This window comes from Shewanella sp. 10N.286.51.B7 (assembly GCF_002873615.1).
GTDB lineage: Bacteria > Pseudomonadota > Gammaproteobacteria > Enterobacterales > Shewanellaceae > Shewanella > Shewanella electrodiphila.
Genome location: NZ_MCUF01000017.1, coordinates 1 through 12688, shown reverse-complemented (window position 1 = coordinate 12688; position 12688 = coordinate 1). Strand labels below are relative to the sequence as shown.

The 12688-nt window shown below is 40.2% G+C and carries 9 protein-coding genes; 4 read left to right on the top strand and 5 right to left on the bottom strand.

Translation table 11 applies throughout. The features are described 5' to 3' along the window. Nucleotides 1–96 precede the first annotated feature (96 nt). Together BCU84_RS02465 and BCU84_RS02460 are read right to left on the bottom strand one after the other, a co-directional pair. Complete coding sequence (locus BCU84_RS02465; RefSeq protein WP_102526525.1) at nt 97–2592, bottom strand: EAL domain-containing protein; 2496 nt, start codon at nt 2590–2592, stop codon at nt 97–99. A 209-nt stretch (nt 2593–2801) separates the two neighbouring features. After that, nucleotides 2802–3623, bottom strand: coding sequence for a polysaccharide deacetylase family protein (locus BCU84_RS02460; protein ID WP_157936185.1), 822 nt, complete (start codon nt 3621–3623; stop codon nt 2802–2804). A 323-nt stretch (nt 3624–3946) separates the two neighbouring features. Here BCU84_RS02460 and BCU84_RS02455 point away from each other — a divergent pair, with 323 nt between their 5' ends. Then, nucleotides 3947–4606 (top strand): nitroreductase family protein, encoded by a 660-nt coding sequence (locus tag BCU84_RS02455; protein WP_102526523.1) that lies wholly within the window; start codon nt 3947–3949, stop codon nt 4604–4606. 87 nt (nt 4607–4693) lie between these two features. Here BCU84_RS02455 and BCU84_RS02450 read toward each other — a convergent pair whose 3' ends face one another. After that, entirely contained in the window at nt 4694–5896 is a 1203-nt protein-coding gene (locus tag BCU84_RS02450) for an ammonium transporter (protein WP_102526522.1), read from the bottom strand. Nucleotides 5897–6586: 690 nt separating this feature from the next. Here BCU84_RS02450 and BCU84_RS02445 point away from each other — a divergent pair. Beyond that, entirely contained in the window at nt 6587–7231 is a 645-nt protein-coding gene (locus BCU84_RS02445) for a TetR/AcrR family transcriptional regulator (RefSeq protein ID WP_102526521.1), read from the top strand. Between the two features lie 48 nt (nt 7232–7279). Then, nucleotides 7280–8263 (top strand): MDR family oxidoreductase, encoded by a 984-nt coding sequence (locus BCU84_RS02440; protein WP_102526520.1) that lies wholly within the window; start codon nt 7280–7282, stop codon nt 8261–8263. 105 nt (nt 8264–8368) lie between these two features. Here the strand turns inward: BCU84_RS02440 and BCU84_RS02435 are convergent, their stop codons facing one another. Beyond that, nucleotides 8369–10453, bottom strand: a complete 2085-nt coding sequence (locus BCU84_RS02435; protein WP_102526519.1) for a M13 family metallopeptidase — start codon at nt 10451–10453, stop codon at nt 8369–8371. Nucleotides 10454–10917: 464 nt separating this feature from the next. On the opposite strand from BCU84_RS02435, the gene BCU84_RS02430 reads away from it, so the two are divergent. Further along, entirely contained in the window at nt 10918–11646 is a 729-nt protein-coding gene (locus BCU84_RS02430) for an energy transducer TonB (protein ID WP_157936184.1), read from the top strand. 79 nt (nt 11647–11725) lie between these two features. On the opposite strand, the gene BCU84_RS02425 is transcribed toward BCU84_RS02430, so the two are convergent. Then, nucleotides 11726–12631 (bottom strand): LysR family transcriptional regulator, encoded by a 906-nt coding sequence (locus BCU84_RS02425; RefSeq protein ID WP_102526517.1) that lies wholly within the window; start codon nt 12629–12631, stop codon nt 11726–11728. Nucleotides 12632–12688 lie beyond the last annotated feature (57 nt).

The window sequence follows — 12688 nt, the reverse complement described above, 5'->3', positions numbered from 1 at the left end:
CGCTTTCTATGTTAATCACCATAGAGTAAAGACTCAATCACTTCAATCTCAGATAGAGTTGCAGACAGTACCCAAGGCTGAGCACTTATTAAGGTTTTAGTGTTTATGGAAGTATTTTGATTCTAATTGCGCTAACGTTAAGGGTTTATCGAAGTAGTAACCTTGTATTAGTTCACAACCATATGATTTTAAAGTTGAAAACTGTTCTTTTTCTTCGACGCCTTCAGCGACAACTTTGATATCGTAAGCTTCACTTATAGCTAAAATGGCTTTGACTAGGGCATTACTTTGAGGGCTGCTGATCATATTATTAATGAAACAGCGATCTATTTTGATTTCAGTTATCGGCAGTTCATTTAAATAGCTTAATGAAGAATATCCTGTACCAAAATCATCAAGGGAAATACCAAATCCTAGTGCTTTTAATTCATTTAAAATAATGGATGTCTTTTTTAAATCTTTCAGCACTAAGTTTTCAGTAATTTCTAATGTAATACGTTGCTGATCAATATGGACCTCATTAACTATTTGAGTAATCGATTCGGCAAAATTGATATCCAATAATTGATGGGGAGAAATATTAATAGCCACACGGATCGCACTATCGCCATTGGGTGAGATGGCTAAAATATCTTCACAGGTTTTACGGAATATAAACAAACCTATGCTGTTTATTAGGCCTGTTTTCTCGGCAATATTAATGAAAATTTCTGGTGAGATGTTACCCAGTATTGGATTGTTCCAACGGGCTAATGCTTCAACACTCTGCAGTTTTTCAGAATTTGTGGTGATTTGAGGTTGATATAAGACGCTAATTTCATTCTTGGCTAAAGCGGATCTTAGCTGTTCTTCAAGTTGGTATTCATAAGTTATTTGAGCATCGACCTCTTCATCAAAGAAATTGACCAAACCATTCAATTTGGCTTTGGATTTATAAAGTGCAATATCGGCTTTACGAATTAACCCTTCAGGGTCTTGGCTGTCAGAGGGGTACATACTGATCCCAATGCTACCTTTAATCTCATGGTGATTGTCATTCAAGCTATATTCTCGATTAAAGATACCCTGGATCAAGACAACTTTTTGATGCACTTGATGAATGTTGTCTAAGTTTGGAAAGCAAAATGCGAACTCGTCTCCGCCAAAGCGTGAAGCTGTGTCTTCTGACACTATAGATTGTTCTATGTTTCGGCTCACTTCTTTGAGTAATTCATCCCCAACTGAATGGCCATAAACATCATTAATTTTTTTAAAATTATCGATATCAATCAATAATACCGCGAGTTTTTTATGCTTTTTGTTAGCGGTTTTGATCCCTTTAGCAATATGCTCTACGAAGCATAATCGATTTGGAAAACCTGTTAGGCCATCATGCATCGCCATATGCTTCATGGTGGCTTTGGAGTTTTCTAACCTTTTAAAGTCTTTCTCAATTTGAAACTTGAACTTTTTAAATCTTTTAGCAATTAAATTACTGGCGAATAGGCAGCCTCCCACCATAAAAAAGGTCGATAGAATACTTAAAGTGAGCACCTTCATCAGTTTTTCATGGTTATTTAGAAGCAATTTTTCTTGTTTATTATTCAGATACTTTTCAAAGTCATGTGAATTGAAATGTGCCCCGACAACCCAGCCCCATGGCTCAAGTAATTTGGCATAACTAATCTCAACATGGGCTCTTTTTTCTTTGGTTAAATTAGCTAAATCAAATTCCATGAAATTCCCCTCAATGCTAACTTGAGAGAGCAACTGATTGACTAATTCTTGAGTCGTGTGCTCATGGTGTTCGACGAAGTCATGTCGTTGATGGCTGATAGGGTTGGCCAGTGGATGACCACTCTTATTAATAATGAAGACACGCTGATGTTTGTCGTCATCATATTCAGAAATCCAGTTTAGGAGGGTATCTTTAATATCTTCTTCTACATCGGCGAGATATTCGCCTGTGCCGATAAACCAGTCATAGGGGCCAAATTGTTTGCCATAGCCCACTTTTTCGAACTCTTGGTTAGCAGGAAAGCCAGGTTTTTGATACCACCAATGATAAAAAGCTTCACCGTTATGCAGTTGTATTTTCTGGATGTGCTCTTTCAGGATATAAGTCCCACGAAGATCTTGAGCGTTCCATACTGAGGTATTTTCTAAATGAGGTTTTAATCCGTGTAGTACATTTATGCCATCCATTTGGAAAATAAAAAAATAACCTCTGCCATCATTAAACCTAATCGGCCTTAATGCATCAACAATCATTTTTTTGACTTCTGATTCAGGTTTATCTTGGTTGATATTAAAGATATTGAGAGCAATAGCGTGGGCTTCATTTACTCGCATTCTAGATAGGTTTTTTAGCTGTGAAAGCGCTGCACTTTTTTTGAATTCAATGATGTTTATAACTTGATTGACTTGCTGTTTGATTTCTTGTTTTTGGCGAGCAATGACGTCTTCTCTGAGGGATATTATACTGTTGTTGGCTTTTTCTTGGTTGTCACTGATGATGACAATATTAATAATAATCATGAAAAAGCACACTGTTAAGGCAGGTGCAAACTTAATTAAATTAATCAGTTTCTGTTCATTCCATAACACCATCATTATCTTTGTAAATCCTTTTACACCGAGATTAGCTTAAATTCAGTATAGAACAAAAATCACAGGCTTATTTAGAAAAAAAGTATAAATATCAGTTAATTTATTAAAGTTTGAAGTGTGTCTAACTATCGGTTTTCGACCGACTGGAAAATGGTTGAAAAGAGGAGTGAACCACTTTTTGCTTCAGCAGTATGAGTGATCGATCACTTAGCTTATTCTTGGGGATTGAGTGGTTGATGCTTGAGCTTTACATATTGCATAATATTTCGGTAATTATCGACCCATAGCGTTTCTCGGTTATCACTTAAATACTGCAATAATTCATCATGAGCTTGATTACTGACAGTTAAGTAATCTCCTTCAATTCCATGAAACAAGATATTGGCGATGCCACCTTGTCTGTGGGCTTTTTTTACAAAGTTAATCAGCGCTTCACCACTGACATTTTCGGGCATCAACAACAAATCAAATTTGGCATCATACTGCGGATTAAAGCCTTTAATCGCCACGAAATCGTTTCTTATTACCTCGACATAATTACCTTCAGCGGTTTCAGTATCGCCGCAGGGAATAGTAAAAGTGCGACTGGTTTGACTATCTATTGCTTGCAGAAAAGTATTGGCGACGCTGATTTCTTGCTGTATCTGAGTCAAGGTTTTAGTGTCGATATCATGATAAGCGGCAACCCAGTCACGGTCTTTTTGACTTTTACTACAAGGGTGAAAAATGGTGTGATTACCTAGCTCATGACCATTAGCGGCTACGGAGCGCCATTGCTCCATTCCTTGCTGTGTACCGGGATTTGCTAAGGTGAGGTAAAAAGAGGCTTTAAAGCCATATTTATCCAGTGCTGGAATAGCATGGGCTAATTGACTCATTAACGCATCATCATAGGACAGACTGACAGCGGCTTGATAATTAGCTGGCCAAATGAAATCGGTCTCTATGTCGGTTGAGTGAGCATAATAAGGGAGACTCATCGAGCAGGTTGCTGTGATAAAAGCAGCCATTAAGGTCCAAGTTGGTGATTTCATTTTCGCTATTCCTTGAGCTTTGATTTTTACCATGATGCATGAATGGGCTATAGCATGGCTATTGTCATAGTCATCGTAATGGCTATAGCCATTGTGAATGTTATTTTCTAAATAGATTCTCAAACAGTAACCCGCTACTTAAACAGCCCTAAAAGCGCGCTTGTTATTATGGCGGTAATTTTCACTAGAAAACAAATTGGAACAACAAAGTGGTTCATTGTGGATGATTAAGACCATAATGATTGGAGCTATCGGCTCTTTTTCTCTTTCGTAATGATCTTTAATATGCACTCCATCGACATCGTTCAATGAGGAAAATCATCATGTCTCACCAAATTATTAAAGATTTAAACAGCCGTTACACTGCTAAAAAATACGATTCATCAAAGCGTATTTCGGCTGAAGATATGACTGTGCTTAAAGAAGCTATACGTTTATCAGCTTCCTCTATTAACTCACAGCCATGGAAATTCATTGTGCTTGAGAGCGATGCAGCAAAACAACGTTTCCACGACACATTTGCTAATATGCATCAGTTTAACCAACCACATGCGACTGAAGCGTCACATATTATTATGTTCGCTCATAACCCTAATTTCACTAAAGATGACTACAGAAAAGTCGTTGATGTTGAAGTTTCTTCAGGTCATTTACCTGCTGAAATGTATGACAACATGCTTAACGGAGCTTTTGGTTTTGTGGATCTTAATACCGATGAGAATGGTTATAATGGCGGCTGGACTAAGGCACAAACTTACATAGCAATTGGTAATACTTTGCATGTACTTGCTCGCTTAGGTATTGATTCAACGCCAATGGAAGGGGTTGACCCGGATTTAATCGGTGAGATTTTTAATGAAGAATTAGGCGGTTATGTGTGTCAATTCGCGTTAGCGATTGGTTACCACAAAGACGGCGAAGATTATAACAAAGGCTTACCGAAAGCCCGCTTACCAGAAGCTGACGTCATTACAGTTTTATAATTGTCAGATTTCAATAAAAAGCTCAAGCCATTGCTTGAGCTTTTTTGTTACTGAAAATCAGTACAATAATGGTTTTATTGATTTCGGTTACTTGTCTGCATTGGTGGAGCCAATTTTATGAATGGCTAAGTCAGCGCCGATATATTCATCTTCTTGGCTTAAACGTAAGCTAGATACTTTATTGACGATGCCATAAACGATGAACCCACCAACCACAGCGAATACGACGCCAGCAGCAGTGCCAACAAGTTGCGACATAACGCTTACACCACCAAGGCCGCCAAGACTTTGTTGGCCAAATATACCCGCTGCAATACCGCCCCAAACACCACATAAACCATGAAGTGGCCATACACCTAAGACATCATCAATTTTAGTGCTGCGCTGAAGCTTAGTGAACACAAATACAAACAGTCCGCCAGCAACCCCGCCTACCACGAAAGCGCCAATAGGATGCATTAAATCAGAACCTGCACAAACAGCGACTAAGCCTGCTAGTGGACCATTATGAATAAATCCGGGGTCATTTTTACCGACAATAAGCGCAATAATAGTGCCGCCCACCATGGCCATTAAGCTATTTAATGCTACAAGGCCACTAATGCCATCTAAGGTTTGTGCTGACATGACATTAAAGCCAAACCAACCAACGATTAAGATCCATGAACCCAATGCAAGAAACGGAATGTTTGAAGGTGCAAAGGCTACCCCTGGTTTACGACCACCACGGACACCCAAAAAGTAAACTGCGACTAACGCTAACCAGCCGCCCATGCCATGGACGACAACTGAACCTGCAAAGTCGTGAAACTCAGCGCCAAAAGTACTACCAAGCCATGCTTGAAAACCATAGTTACCATTCCAAATAATCCCTTCGAAAAGTGGATAAACAAAGGCAACAATTAACGCTGATGCAAACAAGAATGGACGGAAACTGCCACGTTCAGCAATACCGCCTGATACGATTGCTGGAATCGCTGCCGCGAACGTTAATAGGAAAAAGAACTTCACTAAGTCATAGCCATTATTTGCTGCTAGCGTGTCGGCGCTAACAAAAAAGTGGCTACCATAAGCAATTTGATAACCTATGACGAAGTAGGCGACAGCTGAAAAGGCGAAATCAGTTAAGATTTTAACTAATGCATTAACTTGGTTTTTGTGTCGAACGGTACCAACCTCTAAAAATGCAAAGCCTGCGTGCATCGCAAGCACCATAATTGCACCAAGTAGGATAAAAAGGGTGTCTGCACTTTGTGCAATGACCCCGATTGCGTCACTAATATTGTCCATTTATGCTCCCCAAAGCTATTCTCTTATTAAAATTCATAGGCTTAGTGAAGCAAGAATTATTCCCATGTTGTAAAAATGTTACGCTTGGCAGGTTCGTTATTGGTGCAGGTAAGTAAAATTACTGTGCTAACAGTGAGTTCGATGAGCTATAGAGGTGCGATAGTTGTGAGTCTTTTGGTTGAGTTTCGATTTTTAAGGGCAGTTTTAAGGCTTTAATGATTCAACTTGGTGCAAGCTGGTTTCATGATAGTGCAAATAGATTTATGCGATCGCAAAGTTTAACTATCAGAAAGTTAAGCTATCAAAAAGTTAAGCTATCACAAAGGTTAATCATTAATATAAGAGTTAAACATTAATATAAGAGTTAAACACTAATATAAGAGTTAAACACTAATATAAGAGTTAAACACTAAGCCACAAAATGAATGGCTTAAGATTGACGAATATCCTTAGCAAGTTCTAGCATGATTTAAACTGTAATTTATGAGACTTGTTTCAATCCAGCTTTGTTCAATCAAGCGTTGTTCAATCCAGCTTTGTTCAATCAAGCGTTGTTCAATCCAGCTTTGTTCTATAGCTTGCGACTACCTTTTTTCCTTTAAGAGATCATTTGCGATCAAATTCTCAAATTTGGATTGAGATTGCAGACGATACTTGTATTTAACTAGACGATCGGTCTAATATTGAGCCATGACAGAATCACAACTGGTAAAAGCGGCTAAACCTCGTCGAGGTCGACCACCAAAGGCTGCAAGAGACAATCAAGATACTCGCGCTGAGTTAATTCGCAGCGGCCTTGAGCAGCTGACCGAAAAAGGTTTTGCTTCATCAGGGATTGATCAAATATTGCGAAAAGTAGGCGTGCCTAAGGGATCTTTCTATTATTACTTTTCCAGTAAAGAAGAGTTTGGTCAGGTTGTGATTGACAATTATGCGACTTATTTTGCGCACAAACTTGATAAGCACTTGTTAGATCAAGCCTATTCGCCCTTAGCACGTATTGGCCAATTTGTAGAAAGCGCCAAAACAGGCATGGCGCGATTTGAGTTTAAACGAGGTTGTTTAGTGGGCAATTTAGGCCAAGAAGTGGACTTGCTGCCTGAGAGCTATCGCCAGCAGTTGATTGATATATTTTTAGATTGGCAACAAAGGTTATCCATTTGTCTTGAGGCGGCTAAAGCTCAAGGTGAAATCGCACAAAGTGCAAATTGTGAATTACTTGCTGAACAGTTTTGGGTTGGCTGGGAAGGTGCGGTAAGCCGCGCTAAGCTAGTTCAAAGCACCCAACCTTTACAGAATTACCTCGAGTTTTTTATCGCTGGATTACCGCGATAAAAAATTTTCAACCATTTATAGACGCTCGGTCTATATTAAGGAGACACCATGTTTAATGGTTTATTGATTGAAAAAGATGACCAAGGTTATCACGCAGAAGTTAAAGCAATTGATGAAAGTCTGTTACCTGAAGGCGATGTTAGCGTGAAGGTACTTTATAGCACGGTAAATTACAAAGATGCTTTGGCGATTACCGGAAAAGGACCGGTTGTTAGGCAGTTTCCTATGATCCCGGGTATTGATTTAGTCGGTGTGGTTGAGCAATCAGATAGTGATAAATTTACTCAAGGCGACCATGTGCTACTTAATGGTTTCGGAGTTGGCGAAGTTCACTGTGGTGGCTTAGCGACAAAGGCACGTTTAAAAAGTGAATGGTTAATTCCGCTTCCTGCAGCGTTTACGCCAAGACAAGCTATGTCAATTGGTACTGCAGGTTATACGGCCATGCTGTCTGTTATTGCACTTGAAAAAAACGGTGTGACACCGGATAAAGGTGAAGTATTAGTAACAGGCGCCAATGGCGGAGTAGGGAGCTTTGCTATCGCTATTCTAGCCAAGCTTGGTTATAAAGTTGTGGCTTCAACAGGTCGTGCTGATCAATCCGCTTATCTAGAAAAGTTAGGCGCTACAGAGGTGATTGATCGTAATACTTTATCAGAGCCTGGTCGTCCATTAGCGAGAGAACGTTGGGCTGGTGCGATTGATTCTGTAGGGAGTCATACCTTGGCAAACATTTGTGCTAGTACCCAATATGGCGGCACAGTGGCAGCGTGTGGTTTAGCCCAGGGAATGGATTTTCCATCTTCAGTGATGCCATTTATTTTACGCGGGGTGACATTAGCGGGTATCGACAGCGTCATGCGCCCACTTGAAGATAGGTTAGAGGCTTGGCAGCGTTTGGCTGAGATTATCGAGCCGGAAATGTTTGATGATATTTCCAAAGAAATCAGTTTAGATGAAGTGATTAATACCGCTGATGCTCTGATTGCTGGCAAGGTGCGTGGCCGCGTGGTGGTGAAGCTAGCGAAATAAAATTTCTATTTAATACCGCCTTAATGAGTTAATAAAAAAGCCAGTCAGTGACTGGCTTTTTTGTGCGAGTTCAATATGAAAACTCACGTTTGAATGGTTAACTGATTACCAGATGCGAACACGTTCATCTTCAGGCAAGTAAAGTTTGTCACCAGGTTTAACATCAAATGCTTTGTACCATGCATCATGGTTACGTGGTGCTAATGCGCGGTATCGACCTGGAGCATGGGTACCGGCGCGAAGCTGGCTTAACATGCTTTGTTCGGTGCGTTTTTCTTTCCACACTTGTGCCCAAGCTAAGAAGAAACGCTGATCGCCAGTTAATCCGTCGATAATAGGTGCTTCTTTGCCATTTAAACTTAACTGGTAAGCGTGATATGCCATAGATAGACCACCAACATCACCAATGTTTTCGCCTAAGCTATTACGGCCATTAACGAAGTTTTCAGGGATAGGCTCATATTGACTGTATTGGGCGGCAAGCATATCTGCTTTCGCTTCAAATGCAGCACGGTCGCTATCAGTCCACCAGTTACGCTGAATACCATTAGCATCGGACTTAGAACCTTGGTCATCAAAACCATGGCCCATTTCATGGCCAATAACTGCGCCAATACCACCGTAATTCACAGCAGGATCAGCGTTAGGATCGAAGAATGGTGGTTGTAAAATTGCCGCTGGGAATACAATTTCGTTAAATGAGCTATTGTAATAAGCATTGACAAATTGTGGTGTCATGCCCCAACGATTGCGATCGGTTTTCTTCAGCTCTTTAGCAACGCTATCAGCATGGAAGTACTGACGTAGATTTTTGATATTGCTTAGCAAATCTTTGTTAGTCAGTGCTAATCCATCAAACTCTTGCCACACATCAGGGTAACCAATTTTAGGCTTGAAGGCAGCTAGCTTAGCGTGAGCGTTCACTTTAGTTTCATCGCCCATCCAATCAAGACCATCAATGCGTTGGCCTAATGCAGATCGAAGGTTTTCTACTAACTCAGCCATTTGTTGCTTAGATGACTCAGGGAAGTAGCGAGCAACATAGACTTTACCGATTGCAAAACCAAGTGACTGAGTACCAGACATTTCAGCGACAGCGCGCTTCCAACGTGGCTTAGGCTCTTCTTGACCGCTGAGTTCTTTGCCGTAAAACGCAAAGCTAGCATTGTAGATATCTTCTGATAATAAACCTGCATTGTTACTGACAGTGTGGAAGGTGAGGTAATCTTGCCATACATTGAGTGGCTGATTATTAACCAACTCAATCATTGCCTTGATAGGTTCAGGCTGAGAAACGTTAAGCTGTGGTATTTGGTAACCTGATTGCTCAAAGAATAAGTCCCAGTTGAAGTTAGGGTATTCATTGTTTAAGTCAGCACGTTTTACCTGATTTAAGGTTAAATCACGGTTACGACGTTTTTCACGTGGCCATTGACCTTCAGCTATTTTAGTTTCTAATGCCACAATCGCTTCAGCGCGAGCTTGGCCATCTTTAATGCCTGCAAAAGCAAGCATTTCAGCAATATGGCTTACGTACGCGCTACGAATCTTTACAAAACGCTCGCTATCTTCTAGGTAGTAAGAACGATCTGGAAGACCTAAACCACCGGCACCAATTGATAATTCATACTGGTTTGGATCAAGACGGTTAAACCACATACCACCAGAAATTGGCGATTCAGCATCGGTTAGCCATGCATTACCAAAAACTTGGGTTAAGTCATCGGTATTTTTGATCGCTGTAATGGTGTCTAAAGTACCTTGAATTGGGCTGATGCCCAGTTTGTTGATGGTATCTGTGTCCATATAAGACTGATAAAAGTCAGCAATTAATTGCTCTTCAGCATTTAGGTCGCTGCGGCTTGCGATATCATCAATGATTTCTTTGACTTGCTGCTCGCTGCGTTCACCTAATGCGGTAAATGCACCGTAGCGAGTTTTATCAGCAGGCATTTCAAAATTGTCATACCAAGTACCGCTGGCATACATAAAGAAATCATCACCTGGTTTAACAGCTTCATTACGGGCGGTTAAATCAACGCCGAAATCACCCAATTCAGCTTTTTGGGTTAGGGTGGCGACTGCTGCTTTAACTTTATCTGTGGCGTTATCTGTTGTTTTTACATCTGAAGTGCCACAAGCGCTCAAAAATGTTGAGGCCAGTGCAATTGCGATCAGTGTTTTTTTCATTGTTGTCTGCTTCCTTACAAAGGATGGAATCGGTTTATATTTTTATAATTATTTGATGTTATTTTTTATGGGTATTTTAACGAAAGTGGGCTTTATCGGTAAAAAACCTATCCATACTCTTAGACTGAAGAAAAAAGTCAATTTAATAATTGTTAGCAAATCTTGTTTTTATTGAGTAATTTCAATATCAGCCTAGATTTTAGGCGCGGACAATAACTAAGTTTATCCCCCCAGTTCTGAAAAATATCGCGATATTATCAACTTAATATGTTTGTCACTCCCCCTTGTGATGTGCTTTTTGTGTTTCTGGTTGGTTGGTTTTGCGTGAATAATTTGTTTGGTTGATGTTAAATTTGGGCGAGTTTTAGCTATTTGTAACAAAATATTTGCCAGTTAACTTAATTGGCAACTAGAGGTTAAAAGGCACCACCTATTGTTTTAATAATAAATAACAAGGAATGTCTATGATCAAATCCAATATCATCTTTAAGCTTCAAGTTCAGGCGCAAACTCAGTTGCATAACCAAGTAAATTTAGTGATGCAGCATATGGGCAATGCCCTTGTTTCAGAGGGGGGATTGTTAGCACCACGTCAGCTAATCACTAAAGCTGGAATTATGTTGTTAGGCGCAATTGTCACTTTAGCGTTATTCGTTTTCATGGCGCAATTAGTTAAAAGTGACGCTGTATATGTTGATGAACCTGCTCCATTGCCAGTGATTAACTTTTTTCAAAAGCCACAAGAGCCTCAAAAAGTGATCAAAAAAATCAGGGTGCAACCTCAAAAAGTGCCTGCAATTATTGATCATACTCCTATGTCAACTTCTTCAGAGGGAGATGCTGACGTCATTAAAGGTTTTACGCCTGAAGCCTTACCTGTGCCAAAAGAGAACTATGATCGCAGCTACAATGATGGAGATGCGATGCCTGTTGTGCAGGTTTCACCGCAATATCCCATGGCTGCAGCGCGAGATGGTAAAGAGGGCTATGTGATTGTGATGTTTGATATTAGTAAGACGGGCGAAGTGATCAATGCTCAAGTGATGCAGGCTGAGCCCAAAAGAGTGTTTAATCGCTCGGCAATACAAGCGATTAATAATTGGAAGTACAAACCTAAAACGGTTGCAGGGCAAGCCATTGAGCAAAAAGGGCTGCAAGTGAGGCTAGACTTTAGCCTTGATCAGGCTAACTAAACTTGAGCTTATTCGCACTAAAACCTATCAAGTATTGATAGGTTTTTTGTCGACTAAATTTATCGTCGAGGAAGAATGATTAGCTGGCAGCTTGCTGAGAGGGCGGTAAATTATTGGCTATCCATTGCAAGGTAAATTCGATAAAGCGAGACAATCTAGCTGATTGATGGATCAATTGTGGATGCATCAAATACGTGGCTGAAGAGATAGTGCTTACCTGTGGCAATACTGTAATGAGTTGCCCTGAGGCTATTTCTTTGTCCACTAAGTATTCGGGCACCATAATAATCCCTTGTCCGGCAATGGCTAACGATTTGAGCATGTGATTGTCATTAACGCTAAGGCTACTTAATACAGGTAATGACTCGCCATTTAATGGCCATTCAGTAAACTCCGTTGCTGTTAGGCATTCATGCTTAGTTAAATCTGTCACCCGTTGAGGCATACCATTACGGTTAAGGTATTGAGGGGAAGCACAGCAAATGTGCTGATAAGAAAACAGCTTTTTTGCCACCATATTTTGTGGTGGTGTGTTAGTCGCGCGAATCGCTAAATCAAAATCACTTTTGGCAAGGTCATGGGTGGTGTAACTGCTATCGAGACTAAAGTTAATCTGTGGATGTTGTTGCTGAAACTCACTGCAGATAGCTAATAAATAACGCTGGGTAAATTGACTTGGTGCGGTGATTTTAATCCGTCCCGCAATACTGTTATTCTCATGACGGATCTGTCGGTCTAAATCTAAAAGCGACTGTTTTACATGACTCATGCTTGCAAGGATAAGCTCACCTTGAGGCGTGAGTTTTACACTGCGAGTGGTGCGGATGAGTAAGGGTCTGGCGAACTCTTTTTCAAGCTGTCTAATTTGCTCAGAAAGATATCCTCTTGAGATCCCAAGCGATGCTGCGGCTTCAGTAAAACTTAATTGTTTTGCGACTTCACTGAACAGAAATAGCCGTTCAAATTTCTTGTGTTCTCGACTCATGTCATCATCATCTTAAAATCAACACCCTAAAATCATCATCTTAAATTAATTATCTTA

Coding starts and splice junctions, on each gene's coding strand:
- BCU84_RS02465 (WP_102526525.1), bottom strand. CDS start 2,592: ATGATGGTGTTATGGAATGAACAGAAACTGATTAATTTAATTAAGTTT.
- BCU84_RS02460 (WP_157936185.1), bottom strand. CDS start 3,623: ATGAAATCACCAACTTGGACCTTAATGGCTGCTTTTATCACAGCAACC.
- BCU84_RS02455 (WP_102526523.1), top strand. CDS start 3,947: ATGTCTCACCAAATTATTAAAGATTTAAACAGCCGTTACACTGCTAAA.
- BCU84_RS02450 (WP_102526522.1), bottom strand. CDS start 5,896: ATGGACAATATTAGTGACGCAATCGGGGTCATTGCACAAAGTGCAGAC.
- BCU84_RS02445 (WP_102526521.1), top strand. CDS start 6,587: ATGACAGAATCACAACTGGTAAAAGCGGCTAAACCTCGTCGAGGTCGA.
- BCU84_RS02440 (WP_102526520.1), top strand. CDS start 7,280: ATGTTTAATGGTTTATTGATTGAAAAAGATGACCAAGGTTATCACGCA.
- BCU84_RS02435 (WP_102526519.1), bottom strand. CDS start 10,453: ATGAAAAAAACACTGATCGCAATTGCACTGGCCTCAACATTTTTGAGC.
- BCU84_RS02430 (WP_157936184.1), top strand. CDS start 10,918: ATGATCAAATCCAATATCATCTTTAAGCTTCAAGTTCAGGCGCAAACT.
- BCU84_RS02425 (WP_102526517.1), bottom strand. CDS start 12,631: ATGAGTCGAGAACACAAGAAATTTGAACGGCTATTTCTGTTCAGTGAA.